Here is a 22,139-nt window from a genome sequence, read left to right on the forward strand (position 1 = left end):
CGGAGTTCACATATCCCGGACGCGGTTGCTCTGCTGCGCTAAACGCATGGTCTCGTGCTCTTCCATATCCAGTATCGCCTGAAAGAGTTCGCGTGCCTCGGGTATCTCGGCACGCCCGTGCAAATACCGATATAAGTCGATCACCTGATTGTGAAGATCGAAGACCGCTTCGCAGATCTCATCGACGCTCATCTGTGCGAACGGCCTGTCGCAGGCGCGATGTGGGTCGATCGGCTCATTGCCCAAATAGTCATATACCCAGGTGTTGAGCGCTTTGGGATCGGCTCGTTTCACGAAACCATCGACGATTTTCTCCAGAGCAGCCTCATGATCGGCGAGGTAGGTAAGCAACATCCTGGCCAGCTCCTGCTCTGACTGTGTCGAACAGTGGGCCAAACATTCGGCGAGCCAATGATGCATTTCCCGCGTCCAGACAATTAGATCAGAAAACGTTTCAACTTTCATGGTCTCAACCTCCTAAAGATCGGCATGCGATAGCCTAAACCGGAATTTTCCAGATGGCTCACTGGGCATCAGCGCGAAGTCGGCGCCGGCCCGATCCACGCCGGGCTGCGGGAATCAACCCCCCAGTTCCAGCAATGCCCGGTCGATTGCCACCTTGCGCGGATCCCCCTGCGGCAGGTCATCCGCCAGATCCCTTGCCCTGCCATAGGCGTTCCGGGCGCCGTCGGTCTCGCCCAGCACCGAATAGGCGTTGCCCAGCCGCATCCAGCCGTCCAGATCGCCTGGGTTTTCCTGCATCCGGCTCGCAAGCCGTTCGACCATCGAGCGGATGAAGGCCTGCCGGTCTTCGTCTGACATCTCCTCGGCCGCCGCCACCTGATCGGCAGTTGGGCCGGGCATGGAAGGGGCAAAAGCCGCCAGATTCACCGGAGCCCGTCCGATCGACGGGGCGATGCGGTTAAGCTGGGCCACAAAACTCTCCATCCATGGCCGGAACTCCTCTTCGGCGTCCATCCGCGTCTTCAGTAGGTCATAGGCCTTATCAGGCGATCCAGCCTGCTCCAGACCAATGGCTTTGTAGAATGTCGCTGCTGGGTTCGATGGGTCCAGTTCCAAGGCTCGTTCAAACGCCCGATCGGCCTTGGGCGTAACGACACCGTCATCGGCATAGACCAACGCCTCGCCATATTGCGACACCAGCGCTGAATTCGCATTGGGTCGGTCCAGCAACCCCTCGAACGCGTCTGCGGCATCTCCAAAGCGTCCCATACGCATATAGGTCTGAGCCAACAACACCCATCCCTCGGTTGGCCCGCCGGTTTCATCCGCCTCAAGCCGCGACTTCAGGCGCACGGCAAGGTCGGCGATTTCACGGGCTTCGGCCTGCTCCCCCTCGCGTTGGGCAAATGGCTGGCTGGGGATGTAGGGACTACCCAGTTGCCAATAAAGACCGGCTCCGAGCGCTGGAACTACCAGCGCGGCAAGTAAAATCAGCGCACGCCCGGAATGGCCCATTATCGCTTTGTCGTCCGATTGCCGGTCAATCGCCTTCAGGCGACGTTCTATCTCGGCTCTGGCGGCCTTGGCCTCTTCGGCTGAGATAATTCCTCGTTCCAGGTCCTTCTCCACTTCGCCGATCTGGTCGGAAAAGATGGCAGAGGCGCTTTCGCGTCTCGACAAGTCCGAGGTCTTGCGCCCCAGGCCGGAGAGGGCGAGCGTCAGAAACACCGCCACGGCCATGAATGAAAAGATAATCCAGATCATGCGTGCGGCTCCGTGAGTGAATGGTTTTCGGGATTCCGTTCTTCGCTCGCGCCGCGTTCCGTCTCTTGTTTTCGCGACTTCCGATATCGGCGCGCATTTTGGGTCAATACCGCTGCAGTCGCGATACCACCCAGCCCCAGGATGACGATAGGCGCAACCCACAGAATGTAAGTTGATGGCTTCCATGGCGGGTTGAACAGAACATAGTCGCCATAACGCGCAACCAGAAAGTCCATAACCTGCTGGTCCGTGTCGCCTGCCACCAGCCGTTCGCGCACAAGCAGACGAAGGTCGCGCGCCACGCCAGCGTTAGAACTGTCGATGTCTTGGTTCTGGCACACCACGCATCGCACCTGTTTCGAAATCGCCCGGGCCCGCTCTTCCAATACCGGATCTGCAAGTATCTCGTCGGGCTCAACCGCGAATGCCGGCTGCGACACCAGCATCGCCAGAGTGACCGCGGTAATTACAATGCGACGTATCATGACGCCTCTCCTCCGGCCGCCCGCGCCTGATCCAGCGCGGTGCGCATCTTTGAAATTGCCTCGTCGCCCAGCACCGGGCCGACAAAACGGAATACGACCTTGCCCGCGCCATCAATCACAAAGGTCTCCGGCACGCCGGAAATCCCCCATTCGATCCCGGCTCGGCCGTCCAGGTCGGAACCGATGCGCTCATAAGGGTTGCCCAGATCGTCGAGCCATTTCCGCGCGTCCTGCGGCTTGTCTTTGTAGTTAATGCCCATCAGGCGAATGCCCTCATCGCGTACCATACGCGTCAGCACCGCATGTTCGGCCCGGCAGGGCACGCACCAGGACGCAAACACGTTGACCACGATCGGAGCTGACCCGTCATTTTCCACCAGATCGGTACTGGACAGCCCGTGGGTATCCAGCCCTTCGACCGGCGGCAAGTCGAACTCAGGCACCGGCTGCGAGATCAAAACAGACGGGATTTCGTTTGGATCGCGATCGGGATTCAGTCCCCATAGCAGGAAGGCACCCAGGATGCCGGCAATCGTAATTGGGAACAGTGCAAATAGACGTTTCATTGCCCTACTCCGCCGCCACCGCAACGGAGCTCTGCCCAGTCCGTTTTCGTGGTGCACCGACGCGTAGACGCCGATCGGAGAGTGACAAGACACCACCAAATGCTAACAATCCTGAACCTATCCAGATCCAGACCACCAATGGCTCATACAAGATACGCAGGGTCCATTTGCTCTGTTCTGATTCCGCCGCCGGTTCCGATATTGAGGCGTAAAGGTCCCCTGCCAACGTCGTTCGAATTGCTGACTCGGTCGTACTGGTACCCGCCACGAGATAGGCCCTGCGCTCGGGTTGAAGCGTGGTGACATAAGCGCCATCGCGAAATACCGTCAGTGTGGCCGCGCGAGACAGATAGTTCGGACCGCGAAGCTGTTCCACACCGTCAAAACGCACGTCGAACCCTGCTATCTCAATCTGTGTTCCGGGCTCGGCAAAAGTCACGACCTCGGATTTCCAAGCGCTGGACCCGATAAAGCCGATCATACAGACAGCCAACCCCGCATGGGCCACGACCATGCCGTAATGAGAACGCGGTAGGCTGCGGGCCCGACGCAGGGACTCGGCCAACGGTGCCTCACCCAGCTTAATTCGGCTGGCCCACTCTGTCAGCACAGCGCCCAGCAACCAAACCGCAAGGCCGATCGACACTACCGCCAAGGCTGGGCCGCCGGTATCCAGATACCACACAAGCAACGCTACGAGCAGGCTAACCCCGGCCACCCATTTGAGCCGGGACAGAACACCGCGCAAATCCGCCCGCTTCCATGACAACAGCGGCCCAATCCCCATTACAACGACTAGAACCAGCATGATCGGCACGAAACTGGCGTTGTAATAAGGTGGTCCAACCGAAATCTTTTCACCTGTCACAGCCTCAAGCAAAAGCGGATAAAGCGTACCGAATAGAACCGTCGCCGTTGCGGTGGCCAGCAGCAGGTTGTTAATAAGCAAACCGGCCTCGCGGCTGATCGGGGCAAAAAGACCGCCGCCCTCCATCTCCGGTGCGCGTATGGCAAACAGCGTCAATGAACCACCGATCGCGACAGCCAACAGCGCCAAGATGTAAATGCCGCGTTCGGGATCGACCGAAAACGCATGGACCGATGTAAGCAAGCCTGAGCGGACAATGAATGTCCCCAACAAGGACAACGAGAAGGTCAAAACGGCCAGTAGGATCGTCCAACTTTTGAAGCTGCCGCGCTTTTCGGTCACAATGGCCGAATGGAACAGCGCTGTGCCAGCAAGCCAGGGCATAAACGAGACATTCTCGACCGGATCCCAGAACCACCAGCCGCCCCAACCCAGTTCGTAATAGGCCCACCAGCTGCCCAGAACGATACCAAGTGTCAGAAACACCCAGGCCGCCAATGTCCAGGGTCGGACCCACCGCGCCCATGCCGGATCGACCCGCCCCTCAATCAGGGCAGCCACGGCGAAAGAAAATACGATAGAGAAGCCGACGTAACCCAGGTATAGGAACGGCGGGTGCATAGCCAGGCCGACATCCTGCAACAGCGGATTTAAATCCTGACCATCCAGCGGTGCCGGAAACACCCGGTCAAACGGGTTCGAGGTGAACAGCATGAATGACAGGAACCCCGCGCTGATCCAGGCCTGCACTGCCAGAGTGCGCGCCTTGAGTTTCAGTGGGATGTTCCGAGCCAACAGAGACACACCCAGCCCGAAAATCACCAATATCAGAATCCACAACAGCAGCGACCCTTCGTGGCTACCCCAGGTCGCAGCCACCTTGAAAAGCATCGGTTTCAGCGAATGAGAATTGCTGGCCACATTTAGCACAGTGAAATCGCTGACCACGAAGGACCACATCAGAGCGGCGAAGGCGATAGCAACCAGCGCTGTCAGTAGGACCGAGGTCGCAGATGCCGATCGCATCCACATGACATTGTTCCGTGCTGCTCCAATCAAGGGAAATACGCTTTGCACCAAGGACACGGCCAGGGCAAGCGCCAGGGCGAACTGCCCGATTTCCGGTATCATTCCAATCCCTCCGGATTTCCGGTTTTGCGGCCTTGTCCGACAATCCAGCGCTGGAGGGTCAAGCGCATTATTGCCGCACCCCCTTCGGCTGATGCATGCTTGACGAGCGCAAATCTGGCCGGCGGCCTTGACCTTCCAGCGCTGGAGACCCCCACCATTTCGACTTCACCGATGGACGTACCGAACACTTTGTTTTCAGGGCAGGGACTCAGGAAACAAACGAACACGAGGGCATCATGACACGGAGCAACAGCAAGATTACGTGCGTCTGGCAACGCCTCCAGGCTGTAATACTGGCTGGGGGGCTGAGCCTTGGGTCAACTGCCATGGCCCAACCGGAAACCCGTCCGGCTGACAACGTGGCGATGAACCCGCAAGCCTCCAGCAACATGTCAGGTATGGGAAGCATGTCCAGGATGATGCGCCCCGACGCGGTGCCGCCAACGGGTGTCGTTGGCGGTATGCATCCACCCGAGGGTGTTTTGATGCCTGTGTTCTCTTACATGAACATGGAGATGGACGGAAATCGTACCGGAACGCAGTCGCTGTCTACCTCGAACGTTCTGTCGCAGTATCCGATCGCGCCGCTCAGCATGAGCATGAACATGGCGATGGTCGGCCTGATGTACGGTGTGACCGACGAGATCTCGGTGATGGCGATGCTGCCCTATACCCGCAAGACGATGAAGCACCAGACCCGCATGGGCCAGACCTTTAAGACCAGGGCACAGGGGTTTGGCGATCTGAAGATCATCGGCGGATATGATATCTACAAATCCGACGGGCAGGTGCTGGAACTATCTCTTGGCCTCAGTCTGCCGACTGGCTCGATAGACGAGACCGACACCACGCCAGCTGGGCCGGACCAGCTGCTGCCCTACCCCATGCAACTGGGTTCAGGCACCTACGACCTGCTGCCGGGCGTCACCTATACGGGCCAGAACGCGGATTGGTCTTGGGGCGCCCAGCTGGCCGCCGTGATCCGGATGGGTGAGAATGATGCCGGTTACACCTTGGGTGACGTCTATTCAGCAACAGTTTGGGGTGCACGGCGCTGGAATGACCAGTTCAGCTCCTCGTTGCGGGTGGTCGGCGACATCGTGGAAAACATTGACGGGTCGGATGCGCGCCTGAACCCAGGCATGGTGCCCACCGCTGATCCGACCCTGCGCGGCGGCCAGTTTCTGAGTATCGGAATCGGAGTGAATTACCTTGTGCCGGGGTCGGGCGTTTTGGCGGGCACGCGCCTGGGTATCGAGGGCGTGATCCCTGTGTATCAAGATCTGGATGGGCCCCAGCTTGAACGCGATTACGCAGTCTCCTTCGCGATACGCAGGGCGTTCTGACCCTTCAGCCCCAAACCGACTGTAAACGGACAATCAGCGCCGCCGCGGTGGTCAGAACGACCACTGACACCGCCATCAGTAGCAGGGCCAATGTCACAGGTCCGCCGCGCCCAGGTACGCGACGTGCCAGTTGGGCTGCAAATCCAGTACCGTGGGCGATCTGGCTCTGAACGACGGATAGGTATAGCGGCAGCGCTCCGACCAGCGTGGCGTACAGGTAAACGCCTGAGATGTTCTCGAAGTAGGCGGAGCGTACCAGCGTCGGACCGACTACCCGCAACGCCACTACGGGATCACCGCCGAAAGACCCGAACCAGTCTGCCGAAAGCGCGTAGATCAGCGCGTGCAGCGCGATGAACAGGACGGCCCGTAGCAGCAGGTCAATTAGCAGATACCGGGCCGGGATGGCCCCCCTGCCCCGCGCCCTTACCCCAACGGCGAAAAGAAAAAAGCTGAGATAATTTAAAAGGAAAACGACCGGCAACCCATTCGTCACCACCTGACGCAAAAACCGAACAAACGCGGGACCACTGTTCAGGAGGTGCGTCGCAAAGCCCGGCGTGCGCAAAACGAAGATGGCCAACAGCGGAAACAACGCAAGGCAACTGACGATCAGCGTGTTTCTGGCAAACTTCCAGAAAGGCAATTCAGTGGCAAAATATCTGTTCATTTCATTTAGTTTGCCAACGGTTCCAGCGCAATGTCGATGCCAATTGGTTTACAGACCTGCGACAGAACCTCCGATTTTATTATTCCGCAAGCCCTCTACCTACTTTACGCGCAAAATCTGTTACTTTTGCTCGTTACTTTTGTTGCGCTATCAGTTTCAAGTTACACTCGATAAGTATCCCTTATCAAGTATAATTGATTTTGCGGGAAAATGGGCGCAGAGTGGGCCGTATGAGCACCCCTGAGCCCTATCTCCCCGCCCCCTCCCCTGCCCTGTCGCAGTCTGACCAGGACGCCCTGACCGATCTCTATGTCCGCGGCACACCCGCCAACACGCTCAGGGCCTATGAGCGCGATTTGCTCTATGTAACGGCCTGGAAGGCAGCACGGTTCGGAGTGCCGTTGGACTGGCCCGAGAGCGAGGCCACAGCGCTGGCCTTCATTCTCGATCACGCCCGCGATCTGGGAGATGCCGCGCCCGAGGATGTCGCGCGTCAGAGTGCCGAGATGTTGATCGCGCAAGGGCTACGCAAGTCCCTCGCCTGCCCGGCCCCTTCTACGCTGGACCGGCGCATCGCCTCCTGGCTGGCCTTTCATCGAATGAAGAACCTGACCAGCCCTTTTGATGCGCCGCAGGTGAAGCAGGCCCGTGCCAAGGCGCGCCGCGCCGCCGCCCGGCCCCCTGCCCCAAAATCGCAGCAACCGATTACCCGCGATGTGCTCGAGCAGTTGCTGTCCACTTGTCGGGGGTCCCGGCGGGATTGCCGCGACCGCGCCATCTTGATGCTGGGTTGGGCTTCGGGTGGTAGACGGCGCTCGGAGATCACCGGGTTGATGTTTGAAGACGTCTCGCTGAAGGAGTTCGACGAGAAAAGCCTGGTTTGGATTTCACTGCTGGAGACCAAGACGACAACCAAAGGTGAAACGCCGCGGCTGGTGTTGAAAGGCCGCGCAGCCCAAGCGCTGGCCCATTGGATCGAGGTGGGTGAGATTCAGGACGGCCCCTTGTTCCGGCCTGTTTCAAAAGCCGATCGGGTGTTAACCCGCCGCCTCAGCCCGGATGCCATCGCGCAGATCGTCAAGCGTCGGGCGAAACTGGCGGGCCTGCCGGACGGGTTCGCTTCCCCCCATGGGCTGCGCTCGGGCTTCCTGACCCAGGCCGCGCTGGACGGCGCCCCGATCCAGGCCGCGATGCGCCTCTCCCTGCATCGCTCCATGGCCCAGGCGCAGAAATACTACGACGATGTGGACATCGCGGATAACCCGGCGACTGATCTACTGGGGTGAGTAGTTACTGACTATTTAATAATCCCCGCTTGAGGGAAACTCCGGCTGCTGTGCCTATGTCTTGTTTCCTGTCGCATCTGTTAACGTGGCCAGCGCGGAAACATGTCGCGGCAGATCGCAACGGGAATGCAGGATATCAACAATGATCACCGCGTCCGGCTGATCCAGATAAACCAGGAAATGCTCTCCTGCGCGCACATATCTGAGATCCGCCGCCTCTTCGACCAATATAGAACAACTTCGGCTGGCCACCCTGCCCTCTGTGATGGCCTGACAGCGCGCTATTAGTTCTTGTTCATAAAGATCGGCTTGATGCGATCCAAACTTGTCGATGGTCCATCGGGCAATTTCCACCAGGCTGGATTCAGCGCGGCGTGTCAGTCGAAAGGGTCTGGTCACGCCTTGGCTCGTGCCCTTGCAAAGGCACGACGGATCGCATCCGAACCCCTGCCTTCTGCCAAATCTCCGGCCTGAGCCTGCGCTACACCCTCCTGCAAGCCTTGTTTGAGAGACTCCAGCCCCGCTTCTTCCCGCTCCAAAAGCCGAAGGCCGGCGCGCAACGCTTCACTGGCGTTCTGATATCGACCGGACGCAACCAGATTCTGCACCAGTTGATCCTGCGATTCTGTAAGTACAACATTGCGGGTTACCATGGCGTAAGCCTCCTTTTTGGCAATATATGCCAACGAGACCGTCTGTTCAACGATTGAGGAGCCCAAAATCACTAATTCGAGCAAGCTGGTTTTATGGACGCTAATGGGACGTGAACACACGGATCATGTCTGTGATCCCATATGAATCCAATGACGGTAGAGACTTGCGTCAAAAGCCGCGCCGCGCAAGCACAGCTGCACTGGATCGAGGACAGTTCCGTGTTCCGTCGCAACTTACAGGCGCACAATTCCCGAAACCCCGCCCTCACGGTATGCCATTTCTTGGGCAATTGGCGAGCGGCTGACTCTAGCCGGAATGTTCGCGTGTTTTCCTCTGCGCACGGGCTGAGCTCGGTGTATCTGACCCAGATCGCCATGCCATTCTCACCGCATCGTACTCCCGTACTGGCGCAGAAGTATTGTTACGAAGTTGGTATCGCAGAAAACTCGATAACGAAATTGTTGGTGAGAGAATTTGACCAATCAGCTCAACTAGCTCCCTGCCCTTCCCAATTGCGCAATTTGCGCCAAAAGCCGTTCGGCCTTCACTCCAACTCCATGCTAGAGGCGTTCTACTCAAAGCGGAGCATAGGGAGGAGTTTTACAGGAATGCCTTCGCATGCCTACGTTAGAACTTCATCGACTGAAAGAACCCATGATCCCGCTCAACCGAGTTTACAACTGTAAACCACCCTGCTCTGATGCAAAGCGTATGTAGTCCTCCGCGTTGGAAAACCTACAATATAGGCGAAAATCCTTGACTTAGTGCTATGAATCACGGCTGTTTATCTCAAGTGGCGCAAAAATGACCACATTCTTTAATTTGAGGCAACTACATGATTCCCGTGACACCACTTGCGGCAGAAAGACCATCGGCACTCGCCACGGAAATATCTGAGAGATTAAACTCGGCTATCCGGGAACATCTACTTGCTGCATTTGCCCCCGACAACACCAAATCACTGCGAAATTTTGCAGCGCCAGAAGCTGCTGAACTCTTAGGAGTCTCAGGTCAATTCATGCGCAAAGTCCACGCAGAGGGAACGATTCCTGAACCGAATGACGTACGCAGCGGTAGGCGTTACTATACTGCCCAAGAACTTTGGGAGGCTCGCGAAACGCTTGAGAAAACCTCACGCAAAAAAGGGCGCTATGTCCCTCGCCGGACTGAAGGAGAAAAGCTCCAAGTCTGGCAGTTGATGAACTTCAAAGGCGGCAGCAGTAAGAGCACCACAACAATTCACTTGGCTCACTATTTTGCGCTTCGCGGTTACCGTGTGCTGGCTGTTGATCTGGATCCTCAAGGCTCTCTTACATCCATGTGCGGCATAAGCCCCGAAATAGAGTTTGACGGGCTGACGATTTACGATGCTATTCGATATGAAGATCCGGTAGATATGGCGGACGTCGTGCTTCCGACGTACTTCCCCGGTCTCTCTGTGGCTCCGTCACGGCTTGTTCTTTCCGAATTTGAGACAGAATCTGCCGTTCACTCCAACCCAGACCATCCGTTCTTTACAAGAATACGGAATGCCCTGGCCCAGGTGGAAGGAGATTTTGACCTTGTTCTGATTGATAGCCCACCTCAGCTAGGATTCTTGACAATTGCTGGGATGGCGGCCGCCAGTTCATTGCTTGTGCCACTTACACCTTCGATGCTGGACGTGTCTTCGACGGCTCAATTTCTCGAACTCGCTGGTGCTTACATGGCAGTCATTGAAGATGCCGGCGCTACGCTCGAATACGACAACTTCAAATTCCTGATAACGCGTGACGAGCCAACAGACGTACCGTCTCAACAACTGGCTTCGTTCATGCGGGCACTGTTTCAGGATCGCGTTATGTCAGCCACAGCCCTCAAAAGCACCGCGGTCAGTGACGCCACAATGCTCAAACAATCAATTTACGAAGTCGTGCGGTCAGAAATGACACGCGCAACTTATGATCGGGCAAAGAACTCAATGGATGCGATCGGCTCTGAGGTAGAGCAAATGATCCATCAAGCATGGGGACGCAGCTAATGGCTAGAAAGTCGCTTCAGGAGATGTCGGGGATCGCAAACACCATCGCGCGCTCTGGCCCCAAGGCCATCGATAAAACTCCAAAACCCAATGCCCCTGCTCTTGGTGCGCTTCAGGGCTCTCTTGCCGCAATCAGGGAAATTGACCCTGCTCTGATCGACGACTGGGGGCCTGCCGATAGGCTCGGTGAGTTTACAGCTGTAAACATTGACGAAGAAGACGATAGTTTTGAAAGCTTGATGTCGAGTATACAAGACGGTGGCCAACAAGTTCCCATTCTTGTCAGAAGATCGAAATCCGACGGTCGATACGAGGCAATTTATGGACGGAGGAGGCTCAAAGCCTGTCGTGAACTTGGTATTAAAGTCCGCGCCAATGTTCAGGATATCGACGATGCTTCAGCGCTTCTCGCCAAAGGGCTTGAGAATGCTGCGAGGCGCAATCTTTCCTTCTACGAGAAAGCACGTTTCGCCGAGGCGATCCTGACTTCCGGGCATGACACGGCAACGGTGCGGCAAGTATTGAACGTTTCGAAATCAGGGCTGTCTCACCTGACAAAAATTACGCAACATGTTCCTGCAAAGATTGGTGACATGATCGGCGCAGCCCCAAAATCAGGCCGCCCAAAATGGACCGTGCTTGCAGAGCACTTCGTTGCAGGCAAGCTAGCGGAAGATGAAGCTGCAAATCTTCTTGCAACCATTGAGCCATCGATGTCGTCAGATGATCGGCTGGAAATGCTCCTAAAAGCAGCTGCCAAACGCGGTGCAAGACAAAGAGAAGGTGCAGCCGAACTCAACCCAATCGAAGGCGTTACAATCAAATCTACCAACGGATCACTAACTGTTTCGGTCAAAAGGACCGGAGCTAACGCTGGCTTCGCTAGCTGGTTGGACGAAAACATGGCTGAAATCATTAAGCGCTCACACGCTGAGTTTACAGCTGTAAACGCCAAGAAAAAGAACTGAGGACGAGCAGAAAGGAGGAAGGCAAACAAACAAAACCCCCGAAACCGGAGCTTCGAGGGCTGCTGCGCAAAGCGCAATTCTTAGATTAGACACCTAGAATCTAGCAGCACCCGAATCGCCACACAAGAAAAAACGCTCTTGAGCGAACGGGTAATTTTTGTCTGCCGATAGATAATCATGAAAACACTAACAGCATTGGCTCCAATTGGAGCGACCTTGTCGGGAACGGCAGGGCAGGGGAACAGTACGCCCAAAAAATGGATACTTCTTCGCGCCGTTGAAGAGGCCAGAGAACCTCTTGGGTTAAAATCCACAACTCTCAATGTCCTGAGAGCGATGGTTTCCTTTATGGGCGGTGATCAGATTGCTGCGGACCAGGATGATCATCACATCTGTTTCGCGTCCAACGCGGCGATAGCCAAACGAACTCATGTCAGCGTGCAGACAGTTGAGCGTCATATCTCGACGCTGGTGGACCTTGGACTTATCCGCCGCGTCATGAGCGCAAACGGTAAGCGATGGGCGCGCCGGGATCGCCAGGGCAGGGTGGTCACCGCAACTGGGCTCTCCTTGATGCCTTTGTCTGAACGGCACGCTGAGTTCATTCAGGAAGCCCAGAGGCATGCTGATCGCGTTCTCGAGTTCACTGTACTCCGTGACAAAGTTTCCGCCGCTCTGGCGCGCCTTAAGGAACTCGTAGCAAATGACACCGCGATCTCTGATTTGGTGACCACCGTACGCAATGCTCTGCGTCGCAAACCAGATGCGAATGTACTCAGCGAGCTGTTGGCAGAAATCTCTGTGGAAATCTCCGAGATAACACAGACTGATACAGAAAATTTGAGGGCCAGTGACAGTGAAATTGAGGGGCACAAAGAGGACTCTTTGAATCCGGAAGTTAAGAAAGAAAAGCTTTCTCAGATTCAGGTTTCTCCAGACCAAATGGAGCGCAGTTTTCCACGGCTATGCTCAGAACTACGCTTTGCAAAAGATCAGCACCACTGTGATCGGCTTATGGATGATATCGCCGAGTATCTACGGCTTGGCCAAACCTGGTATGCAATGAAATCAACTTTTGGCCCAGCTATTCGCTTCATTGTTCTCGGATACATCTTTCAACGTGCTGAGAACATACAATCTCCAGGGGCTTACCTGATTTCGTTGCTGGCCAAGATCGAAAAGGGCGAATTGTCTCCAAAGGCAATGCTCTCGCGGACATCCAATGCTACGTAAATTTGGGGAAACAGGATGAAATTTACCGTTTTCAGATTACACCTCCAAGTGATGACTGGATCGAAGGGTCTGAAAAAGGTGAGCTATAGGATTGACCTCTATAAATCACGCAACCATAAATAGTGAGTTATAGAAAGGAAGCTTATACCTCACGATGTGGAACTGGCAGAACCCTGACTGGCCTACCTTTCGTTACGACGCCGCAAGACTCGAACCATACGAGCAACAGTTCCTGTTGTCCTCAGGGGAAGTTCTTGGAGCGGTTCATCATGTGAACACATCGGATCGAGATCAATTGCGTATCGACCTGCTAAGCGAAGAAGCAATGAAGACCAGCGCGATCGAAGGTGAGATGCTGGATCGTCTCAGCGTGCAATCTTCCTTGCGCCGACATCTTGGACTGGCTCCCGACAGCTATCCATCCAAACCGCGCGAGCAGGGCGTTTCTGAAATGATGGTGGATGTTTATTCCAACTATTCGGAACCACTGTCACACGACACCCTGTTTCGGTGGCATGACATGCTTCTGTCCCATGACAGGCATCTGGAAACGATTGGATCATACCGGAGCCATGAGGATGCGATGCAAATCGTCTCAGGCAGGCTCGACCGCCCAACGGTGCATTTCGAAGCTCCACCTTCACATCAGGTTCCGGCTGAAATGGACCAGTTCGTAGCCTGGTTCAACCGGACCGCACCGGATGGTCCCGAACCATTGCGCGCACTGATCCGGGCCGGTTTGAGCCATCTGTATTTCGAGAGCATTCATCCCTTTGAGGACGGCAATGGCCGGTTGGGTAGGGCGCTGGCTGAAAAGTCCTTGGCCCAGAATATCGGTCAGCCAAGTCTGATTGCCCTTGCTTTCACGATCGAGCGAGAGCGGAAGGCTTACTACGACCAACTCGAACGCCATCAAAAGACGCTGGAAGTCACACCGTGGCTCGTCTGGTTTGCCGAAACTGTCCTTACAGCACAGCAGGTGACGCTTGAGCGGGTTGGTTTCTTTATTTCCAAGACGCACTTCTATGATCGGTACCGTGATCAGTTCAACACTCGCCAAAGCAAGGTAATCGCCCGTTTGTTCAAGGCTGGGCCGGATGGGTTCACAGGGGGATTGAGCGCTGAGAACTATATCTCGATCACGGGAACATCGCGCGCCACAGCAACGCGGGATCTCCAGAACCTGGTAGAGAAGGGCGCTTTGATCCGAACGGGTGAACTCCGGTACACGCGATATTGGTTAAAGCTAGATCGGGACGGGTAGGGGGCTGAAGTACGGCACGAAGCGCGGGAAGTGGAAGTTCGCTGCAGTCGCTACGCATGCTCGCAGGAAATGCGGAAGCTGACGTTTAGATAGCTTCCCAAGCGAGCATCTTTCTGTCCCGCCGCAAGGCGGCTCCGAGTTCGTACTTCATATGAATGGTCCATGCCGAAACTGGCGCAATGGGCGGGAAACGAACCTTCGTCGTGTCAATCCCGAACTCCGCTATGCGGCCTAAGCCGAGCTAGAGCTTGTCCACGCCGGTCATATTGATTGAATTCCGAAAGTGTGGAAACGTTCATATGGTAGACGCGTTAACGGCGATATTTCACATGAAGCGTATCCTGTTCTCAGTTGTGTTTTGTTTTCTGCCTGCGATGGTGCTGGCGGACAAAGTTGCCTTGGTAATTGGCAATGCGAACTACCAACATGTCAGCAATCTCAAAAACCCGTCGAATGATGCGATCGACATTGCAGAGGCATTGCGCAGGATCGGGTTTGAGGTCACAACAGGTCTTGATCTGGATTACCGCGACATGCGCCTTGCCATACGTGACTTTGGAGAAAAGGCAAAAAACGCCGAGTCGGTCATCGTATACTTCGCCGGCCACGGCATCGAGTTGGACAACACGAACTTCCTGATCCCTGTCAGTGCGGAACTGCGGAGCGACCGTGACATCGAACTCGAGGCAATCCGCCTCAACACATTGATTAGCTCCATCGCGGGCGCACCCGGCTTGAAGATCGTGTTGGTTGACGCCTGCCGCAACAATCCATTCCTCGCGACTATGGAGCGCACAAACAGCACCCGCTCAATTGGACGCGGACTTGCACGTATCGATCCGGGAGGTGTGTTGGTTGGATATGCTGCAAGGAGCGGAACGCTGGCGCTTGACGGCGATGGCCGCAACAGCCCCTATGCTCAGGCTCTGCTCAACCACATCGAGGAACCCGGACTTGAGATTGGCAAGTTGTTTCGGCGAGTCCGCGACAGGGTTTACACTCTGACAGAAGGCTATCAGGAGCCATTTACTTATGGCTCGCTTCCCGCCAGAGACATTTTTCTTGTTCCAGATGCGGCTGCAGGCTCGACGCCAGAGGAAGAAATTGAGCGTGTCGAAGACCAGATTTATGCGGACTTTGAACTTGCGCGTTCGCTCGGAAGGCTTGATGCGATCGAGATGTTTCTGGAGCGATACGAAGGCGAAAGGGATCATTTTGCAGTCGCGCTCGCCCTTTCGTTGCGGGACGACTTGCTTGCTGAGCACCAGAAGGACGAAGTGCCGGGCAACAGTAGTACTGCGCGAGACAAAGTAGCAGCTCTTGTGCCGACATCGCCTCAAAGCGCGAAGGATGATACAGAGACGCGCAGCCTGATCCGTGATATACAAACTGAGCTAAATCGCGTTGGCTGCAGCGCTGGCACAGCGGACGGTGTTGCGGGCCCACGCACGAGATCTGCTTTCTCTCGGTATATCAGCGCTAGAGAGAATCTTGGACTGACGCCTGAGAGCCTCGAGACCAGTGAAACTCTTGCCGCACTTCGAGGAGAGCAAGGAAGAGTCTGTAATCAGTTGGTCGCGCCGTCTTTCGCGACTTTTGATGGTGACTACATTGTCTTAATCAGACGCAGATGGGACGATGATTATTGGCAAACAACCAGTCGGCCCGACAAGGCCTATTTCCCCGGAAAAATCGAGCCACTTGCAGCCTTGCGCATCAATCGCAATGGAGACAAGCTGACCTTGCTATCTGCCCAAGGCTTTGCGGCCGAAGGGCCTTGGTTTAGGGACTTCACTGGCAAATTCGATGACTCCGGTCAGTTGAAATTGCGCTTCACATTGAGTTCGCATTTCGGGCAGGCGACACCCTATAAGGTCAATATAAGCGTCAAACTGCCCGAAGGACTTTCGCCAGGAAGAAGGCTTGTCTACGAGCCGCGCAGGATTGACGGGCAGTTTTTTCTGAATTTTCTAATACGCCGTGTCAGTTGAAACTTTAAAGCGATGTCCTTGCCTGCTCCGCAAGAAGACCGTCGCTCTGGGCTCCTCGTCGCTGTTCGCCGCAGATTTCGCCAAGGTCTTGTTTGGGCCGTCCGCGAAGACGGCCCAAGTTGTTAGATTTCAATGGCCTCTGCGATCGCAAGCGCATCTTCCAGCTCAACACCGAGATACCGGACGGTGCTGTCCATCTTGGTGTGCCCAAGTAGCAGCTGGACCGCCCGCAGGTTGCCGGTCTTCTTGTAGATCTGTGTGACTTTTGTCCTCCGCATCGAATGCGTTCCGTATGCACTGGCCTCCAGACCGATCGACGTGACCCAATCCCGGACGATCCGGGCGTACTGGCGTGTCGAGATGTGCAAGCGTTCATGGAAACGACCCGGCCATAGGTACTCCGAGCCGACCATGAGCTCATCTTCCATCCACTTTTCAACCGAGGCGCGTGTGCCTTCGGAGATTTCAAAACGAACCGGCTTCTGCGTTTTGCTTTGCAACACCGAAGCTCGTTCCTTGATCTGGCCGGACGCCATCACGTCGACGACTTTCATCTTCACGAGATCGCAGCCACGCAGTTTGCTGTCGATTGCCATATTGAACAGCGCCAGGTCCCGATGGTTCTCGGCGAGTTCAAGTCGAACACGGATTGCCCAGACGTGTTTTGGTTTCAGTGGCCGTTTTTGCCCAACGATGCGCCCTTTGTTCCAAGCCGGGCGAAGCGCACGAATGGCCGGTAAGTTTGGTGTTTCCATGACTGATCCTCCGATCCGCCATGCCCTCCCACAACGACAACCTGACGTTGACGATGCCTCCATATCACGGGATGCTGCGTCGCATCCGAGGTCGGGGCTGAGCCCAAATTGACCAATTCTGTCGTCAGGATCAATTGGCGCATACTGTCAAGAAGCTGCCACTCAAATTCGCGGATCAACGCAAAGCGAGTGAGAGTTTGCGGTCCGCACGTTCCACCAAATGCTTCAATCGGTGGCAGTTAACTTCGGGTCAGACGAAGATCGCTTCAGACGCCATATGTGCAAGATCGAACCCAGATGAATGCTGCACCAATGCGCGAATTGCGAGATTTTCCAGGCTCTGATGCTCAGGAAACGGGAGTGTGAATCCTACGGGGCAAAAGAATCCTTGACCAATTCCAACATCAGCTCTAGTAAAACTGAAATGACGTTTTGCTAGATGAAACGATTGCGAATGATTATGTGGAGCCGCGCATGTCGCGAAGCCACAAACCAACCAACAGTTCGGGAGGAGCCTGACATGATGAAAGATAACCAAAAACTGAAGCTCACCACGGCGCTAGTGGCAGGTGGCCTGGCCATTGCTTCGCCTGCCTTTGCCGAGGGAGAGGTCGTGTTTGCGTCCTGGGGAGGCTCGTTTCAGGATGCCTTGCGCTCAGCCATGCTGGAACCTGCCGCTGGTGCGCTGAATATCACTGTCAAGGAAGATACGACAAACGGCATTCAGGACGTGCGCGCGCAGATCACGGCGGGTGCCGTTGCATGGGACGTTACAGAACAGGATTTGCCTTCGTGTGAAACCCTGAGCCGGGAAGGCAGCCTTGAGCCGATCGACTATTCGATTGTTGACACCACAGGCATTCCGAAAGAGCTGATCCATGACAATTACATCGGCTTCATCAACTTCACCAAGGTGATTGCCTATCGCAAGGATGCATTTGGCGACAATGGCCCGTCCAATTGGGCAGAGTTCTGGGATCTGGAAAACTTCCCCGGCAAGCGCGGTATGCACGGCAAGGTGAACTATAACCTCGAAGCCGCGCTCATGGCGGATGGTGTGCCGATGGCCGAGATCTATGACACGTTGGCCACGAATGAGGGCAAGGCGCGCGCATGGGACAAGCTGGGTGAGATTGCCCCCGAAGTTACCGTTTGGTATCGCGGCGGGTCGCAATCGGCGCAGTTGCTGCGTGACGGCGAAGTGGACGTGATCCATATGGGCCATAACCGCGTAGAAAGCGTGATCGCGTCGGGCATTGATGTGGCCTATGCCTTTGATGGCGGCACGATGGACGTGGACTGCTTGTTGGTTCCCAAGGGGGCTCCGAATAAAGACAACGCGATGCGCCTTATCAACGAATTGCTGAGCGCCGAAGCACAGGCGAGGCTGGCGGTGACCATGCCGTTGGGTCCGGTGAATTCGGGTGCCTTCGGCACCGGGATAATCTCGGATGAGATGGCAGTGAAGGTCAACACACATCCCGACAACTATGGCAAGCAGCTTCTGGTCGATCCGAACTTTTACATCGGCCAGCTGGGCGAGTTGACCGAAGAGTTTGACACGCTGATCCAACAGTAAAAAATATCTGGGCGCGGCACATCTTGTGCTGCGCCCATTTTTGTCAGGTTAGGAGCCCCCATGTCACCTGCAGCCCACTCCCTTCCCATCGATATATCCAACCTGTGCAAGGCCTACGGATCGGTCAAAGCGCTGAATGACGTGTCTTTGAACATCGCCGCGGGCGAGTTCCTGACATTGCTGGGGCCATCAGGCTCCGGCAAGACGACGCTTTTGATGGCGCTGGCCGGATTTGTGCGTCCTGATGGCGGGTCGATCCGGTTTGGCGAACAGGAAATGATTGCAACGCCGCCCCACAAGCGCGGCCTTGGCATGGTGTTCCAAAGCTATGCGTTGTTTCCGTTCATGACGGTCGCAGAAAACGTGGCTTATCCGTTGAAAATTCGCGGGGTGTCCAAAAGCGATCAGAAGGCCCGCGCCGAGCGCGCGCTGGAGACCGTGCAGCTGGGCGGTTATGGCGACCGGCGCATCACGCAATTATCCGGGGGACAAAGACAGCGCGTGGCCCTTGCCCGCGCCATGGTTTTTGAGCCGCAGATCATTCTGATGGATGAGCCGTTGTCAGCGCTCGACAAGAAGTTGCGCGAACATATGCAAATCGAATTGAAGGCGCTGCATGAAAAGCTGGATGCAACTGTCGTTTACGTGACCCATGACCAGCGCGAAGCCCTGACGATGTCGGACCGGATTGCAGTGGTCAATCATGGGCGGATCGAACAGATCGCGACGCCTGAGCGGCTCTATCGCCAGCCGCATAGTTTCTTTGTGGCGGATTTTATCGGGGAATCCATTTCCCTGCCGGTTAGTGTAGCGAATGACACGGCGCAGCTTGGCGAGCGCGTTCTGAAATCCAATACGCCTATTGCGCTGGGCAGCGGAGGCCATCGTCTGATCATCCGGCCCGAGTTGCTGGAAGTCACAGCAGGCGCGGTGCCAGACGCCGCCAATGACCTGTCCGGCCAAGTGCATGACATCATTTATCAGGGCGACAGCGTTCTAGTGATCGTTCAGCACGACAGCGCTGGTCAGATCAATGTGCGTGTGCCTGCCAATCGCGCGGGCCAAACCGGGTTGCCGTCGAAGGGAGAGCAAATCGGCCTTGCCCTGCATCCCGAAGATACGATCATCGTACCGGAACATGTGGCATGAGTATCGCCGAGACGTATGAAGGTGCTGGGACTCTTCAGAATGCCAGCACGCTCAAATCCGAAGAACGCCGCGAAAAACTGACGTTTCTTGGGCTTTCGATGCCTGCGGTTTTGACGATCTTGATCGTCGTCTTCCTGCCGATTTTCTGGCTGTCTTCGCTGTCGTTTTTCAATGCGGCAGGCGAACTGAGCACGGAAAATTACACGCGCATCTTTAGTAGTGCTCTCTATCGGCGAACCTTTGTCGTCACGTTTCAGATCAGCATTGCCGTGACGGTGATTTGCGTCCTTCTCGGCTACCCGCTGTGCTACTGGCTGACAAAGATGCCGAACAAAACAGCGGCCATTCTGATGGTGTTTGTGCTGGTCCCCTTCTGGACCTCGGTTCTGGTGCGGACCTATGCGTGGCTGGTGCTTTTGCAGCGCAATGGGATCATCAATTCGTCGCTGATGTCACTTGGCATTATCGAAGAACCGCTGCAACTGGCGCACAATCTGACCGGCTCCATCATTGGCATGGTGCATATCATGCTGCCTTTTTTGGTTCTGCCGCTCTACGCCACTATGCGCAATATTGACGGCGACCTGGTCCGAGCCGCCGTGGGCCTTGGTTCCAGCCCGCGCGGGGCCTTTTGGCGGGTATTTTTCCCAATGTCCCTGCCGGGCCTTTTTGCCGGCATCGTGCTGGTTTTCATCCTGTCGCTTGGGTTCTTTGTCACACCGGCTTTGCTGGGCGGTGGCCGGGTTCAGATGCTGGCGCAGCGTATCGAAAGCACCATCACAGTCTATTCGAACTGGGGGGCCGCATCAGCCCTGGGCGTGGTCCTGCTGTTGCTGGCGCTGGCGATGATCTGGCTGATGAACCGTGTCTTCGGGCTCGACAAACTGTTTATGCGCTGAGGATCTGAAAATGGAACAAGTCGGACAACGTAAAATCGACGGCCTGTGGCTGACAGTGGTCGGCATTGCTGTGCTGTTCTTTCTCATCCTGCCCACGCTGATCGTTATCCCGATGTCGTTTTCGGGGGCATCCTATCTGGAATTCCCGCCGACATCGCTCTCGTTTCGCTGGTACGTGGCCTATGTCACGTCGCCGGAATGGATGAGCGCAACAAAGACCTCGCTGATCGCGGCGGCGCTGACCACGGCAATCGCGACGCCCCTGGGCTCACTTTGTGCCTATGGTCTGCATTGCTCTGCGCCTCGTATCAGGAGCGCGGCTCAAATCCTTGTGATCATGCCGATTGTCGTGCCAGTGATCCTGATCGCTGTTGGAGTGTTCAGCCTCTATGCCAAGCTGGGGCTCAATTACACACTGACCGGGATCGTGATCGCCCATACTGCGCTGGCGCTGCCATTCGTGATCGTGACGGTGATGTCGGGATTGCAGAATTATGATTTCGATCAGGAGCTTGCAGCGCGCAGCTTAGGGGCGTCCCGTGCATACGCATTGTGGACAATCACCGTACCGCAGGTGAAATTCTCGATCCAGACAGGGGCTTTTCTGGCATTTATCACGTCGCTGGACGAGGTTGTGATCTCGATGCTGGTCTCGGGCGGGGAAAACGCCACAATCACCCGGCGCATGTTCAATTCACTGCGTGATCAGCTTGATCCGACAATCGCGGCGATCTCGACCTGTCTGATTGTCGTGTCCATCACGGCGCTTATCGGTGTGCAGATGATCGGGCGTCGGAAAGACAAGGCACAATGATGCGGGTCTTATTTTTCGCCAAACTCCACCCGAATCTGGCGGGCGGCATCAAGGACCGCCGCGCGATACTTTTCGACGGCTGTGTCATTGAAGCGGACGCGCAGGCCGGACAAGCTGATCGCGCCCAGCAATTCATCTTCGAACCCAAGAACAGGAACCGACAGTCCGGCGACGTCAGGATCGCGTTCACCAAGGCTGAGATAATACCCGGCCTTTCGGATGCTGGCCGCCTGTTTTCCCTGCCGGATGGAATAAGCATCCAGCACCTGACCCGAAGAGCCCATGCTCAGCGGAATGATCTCGCCCTCCTGAACGTGATCCCGCGCAAGCCTTGGCGAATTGACCCGGTAGAGGCACACGCCAGAGTTGCCGCGTTGCACATAAAACGACGCACTTTCGCCGGTCGCATTCACCAAATTCGCAAGCACCGGTCGCACAATTGGCCCCATCCGCAGGTTTTGGCGAAACACGGATCCAAGACGCCACAAAGACGGCCCGAGGTGAAACAGACCCTCGGCGTCTCGCGTAATATGACCAAACTTTTCAAGCGACACGCTCAGACGCAGAATTGTCGCCTTGTTGACCCCGCTGCGGTCCGCAACCTCCTTCAAAGAGAGGCCTGCATCGCCCGGCTCAAAGATGTCCAGCACACGCAATGCGCGCTCTACCGCTTCGACACCACCATTGGCGTCAGGGGATCGGGGCTTGTCGGGCATAGGCAGACCTTTCGACG

At 56.0% G+C, this 22,139-nt stretch carries 21 protein-coding genes; 11 read left to right on the forward strand and 10 right to left on the reverse strand.

Translation table 11 applies throughout. The features are described 5' to 3' along the window. Positions 1-6: 6 nt before the first annotated feature. The 5 genes from GOV79_RS19650 to GOV79_RS19670 all read right to left on the reverse strand — a co-directional run bounded on the left by GOV79_RS19650 (position 7) and on the right by GOV79_RS19670 (position 4,778). Complete coding sequence (locus tag GOV79_RS19650) at positions 7-465, reverse strand: ATPase (RefSeq protein WP_170417881.1); 459 nt, start codon at positions 463-465, stop codon at positions 7-9. 114 nt (positions 466-579) lie between these two features. After that, a complete protein-coding gene (ccmI, locus tag GOV79_RS19655) occupies positions 580-1,728 on the reverse strand; it encodes a c-type cytochrome biogenesis protein CcmI (RefSeq protein ID WP_170417878.1) in 1,149 nt (382 codons plus the stop codon). After that, positions 1,725-2,213, reverse strand: coding sequence for a cytochrome c-type biogenesis protein (locus GOV79_RS19660; RefSeq protein ID WP_170417876.1), 489 nt, complete (start codon positions 2,211-2,213; stop codon positions 1,725-1,727). The genes ccmI and GOV79_RS19660 overlap by 4 nt, the downstream gene beginning before the upstream one ends. Further along, positions 2,210-2,779, reverse strand: coding sequence for a DsbE family thiol:disulfide interchange protein (locus tag GOV79_RS19665; protein WP_170417873.1), 570 nt, complete (start codon positions 2,777-2,779; stop codon positions 2,210-2,212). The genes GOV79_RS19660 and GOV79_RS19665 overlap by 4 nt, the downstream gene beginning before the upstream one ends. Positions 2,780-2,783: 4 nt before the next feature. Continuing rightward, positions 2,784-4,778, reverse strand: a complete 1,995-nt coding sequence (locus GOV79_RS19670) for a heme lyase CcmF/NrfE family subunit (RefSeq protein WP_170417870.1) — start codon at positions 4,776-4,778, stop codon at positions 2,784-2,786. A 326-nt stretch (positions 4,779-5,104) separates the two neighbouring features. On the opposite strand from GOV79_RS19670, the gene GOV79_RS19675 reads away from it, so the two are divergent. Beyond that, complete coding sequence (locus tag GOV79_RS19675; protein ID WP_170775027.1) at positions 5,105-6,124, forward strand: transporter; 1,020 nt, start codon at positions 5,105-5,107, stop codon at positions 6,122-6,124. A gap of 4 nt (positions 6,125-6,128) precedes the next feature. On the opposite strand, the gene GOV79_RS19680 is transcribed toward GOV79_RS19675, so the two are convergent. Next, positions 6,129-6,794 (reverse strand): hypothetical protein, encoded by a 666-nt coding sequence (locus tag GOV79_RS19680; RefSeq protein WP_050605729.1) that lies wholly within the window; start codon positions 6,792-6,794, stop codon positions 6,129-6,131. Between the two features lie 230 nt (positions 6,795-7,024). Between GOV79_RS19680 and GOV79_RS19685 the strand changes: the two genes are divergently transcribed. After that, positions 7,025-8,080: a tyrosine-type recombinase/integrase gene (locus GOV79_RS19685; protein WP_170417862.1), complete on the forward strand. Its 1,056-nt coding sequence runs from the start codon at positions 7,025-7,027 to the stop codon at positions 8,078-8,080. Between the two features lie 54 nt (positions 8,081-8,134). Here GOV79_RS19685 and GOV79_RS19690 read toward each other — a convergent pair whose 3' ends face one another. After that, on the reverse strand, positions 8,135-8,479 hold the full coding sequence (locus GOV79_RS19690; RefSeq protein ID WP_170417859.1) for a type II toxin-antitoxin system RelE/ParE family toxin: 345 nt from the start codon (positions 8,477-8,479) through the stop codon (positions 8,135-8,137). Beyond that, a complete protein-coding gene (locus GOV79_RS19695; protein WP_170417856.1) occupies positions 8,476-8,733 on the reverse strand; it encodes a type II toxin-antitoxin system ParD family antitoxin in 258 nt (85 codons plus the stop codon). The genes GOV79_RS19690 and GOV79_RS19695 overlap by 4 nt, the downstream gene beginning before the upstream one ends. 836 nt (positions 8,734-9,569) lie before the next feature. Here GOV79_RS19695 and repA point away from each other — a divergent pair. The 5 genes from repA (at position 9,570) to GOV79_RS19720 (ending at position 16,210) form a co-directional block, all read left to right on the forward strand. Continuing rightward, complete coding sequence (gene repA, locus GOV79_RS19700; protein ID WP_170417853.1) at positions 9,570-10,754, forward strand: plasmid partitioning protein RepA; 1,185 nt, start codon at positions 9,570-9,572, stop codon at positions 10,752-10,754. Beyond that, positions 10,754-11,722 carry a plasmid partitioning protein RepB gene (gene repB / locus GOV79_RS19705; protein ID WP_170417850.1) on the forward strand — a complete coding sequence of 323 codons (969 nt, stop codon included), beginning with the start codon at positions 10,754-10,756 and terminating at the stop codon, positions 11,720-11,722. The genes repA and repB overlap by 1 nt, the downstream gene beginning before the upstream one ends. A gap of 177 nt (positions 11,723-11,899) precedes the next feature. Further along, positions 11,900-12,955: a helix-turn-helix domain-containing protein gene (locus GOV79_RS19710; RefSeq protein ID WP_170417847.1), complete on the forward strand. Its 1,056-nt coding sequence runs from the start codon at positions 11,900-11,902 to the stop codon at positions 12,953-12,955. A 154-nt stretch (positions 12,956-13,109) separates the two neighbouring features. Then, positions 13,110-14,219, forward strand: coding sequence for a Fic family protein (locus tag GOV79_RS19715; protein WP_170417844.1), 1,110 nt, complete (start codon positions 13,110-13,112; stop codon positions 14,217-14,219). 329 nt (positions 14,220-14,548) lie between these two features. Beyond that, the gene (locus GOV79_RS19720; RefSeq protein ID WP_170417841.1) at positions 14,549-16,210 is read left to right on the forward strand and encodes a caspase family protein; all 1,662 of its coding nucleotides are present in this window, start codon (positions 14,549-14,551) and stop codon (positions 16,208-16,210) included. Between the two features lie 122 nt (positions 16,211-16,332). Here the strand turns inward: GOV79_RS19720 and GOV79_RS19725 are convergent, their stop codons facing one another. Then, a complete protein-coding gene (locus tag GOV79_RS19725; RefSeq protein WP_093037018.1) occupies positions 16,333-16,965 on the reverse strand; it encodes a tyrosine-type recombinase/integrase in 633 nt (210 codons plus the stop codon). A gap of 520 nt (positions 16,966-17,485) precedes the next feature. Between GOV79_RS19725 and GOV79_RS19730 the strand changes: the two genes are divergently transcribed. The 4 genes from GOV79_RS19730 to GOV79_RS19745 are packed head-to-tail and all read left to right on the forward strand — an operon-like array spanning position 17,486 to position 21,406. Next, a complete protein-coding gene (locus tag GOV79_RS19730) occupies positions 17,486-18,544 on the forward strand; it encodes an ABC transporter substrate-binding protein (protein ID WP_170417838.1) in 1,059 nt (352 codons plus the stop codon). A 60-nt stretch (positions 18,545-18,604) separates the two neighbouring features. Beyond that, entirely contained in the window at positions 18,605-19,693 is a 1,089-nt protein-coding gene (locus tag GOV79_RS19735) for an ABC transporter ATP-binding protein (RefSeq protein WP_170417835.1), read from the forward strand. Further along, positions 19,690-20,592 (forward strand): ABC transporter permease, encoded by a 903-nt coding sequence (locus GOV79_RS19740; RefSeq protein ID WP_170417832.1) that lies wholly within the window; start codon positions 19,690-19,692, stop codon positions 20,590-20,592. Before GOV79_RS19735 ends, GOV79_RS19740 begins: the two co-directional genes overlap by 4 nt. Before the next feature lie 10 nt (positions 20,593-20,602). Then, on the forward strand, positions 20,603-21,406 hold the full coding sequence (locus GOV79_RS19745; protein ID WP_170417829.1) for an ABC transporter permease: 804 nt from the start codon (positions 20,603-20,605) through the stop codon (positions 21,404-21,406). Between the two features lie 8 nt (positions 21,407-21,414). On the opposite strand, the gene GOV79_RS19750 is transcribed toward GOV79_RS19745, so the two are convergent. Beyond that, a complete protein-coding gene (locus GOV79_RS19750; protein WP_170417827.1) occupies positions 21,415-22,122 on the reverse strand; it encodes an IclR family transcriptional regulator in 708 nt (235 codons plus the stop codon). Positions 22,123-22,139 lie beyond the last annotated feature (17 nt).

The organism is Ruegeria lacuscaerulensis, from assembly GCF_013034745.1.
Classification (GTDB): Bacteria; Pseudomonadota; Alphaproteobacteria; order Rhodobacterales; family Rhodobacteraceae; genus Ruegeria; species Ruegeria lacuscaerulensis_B.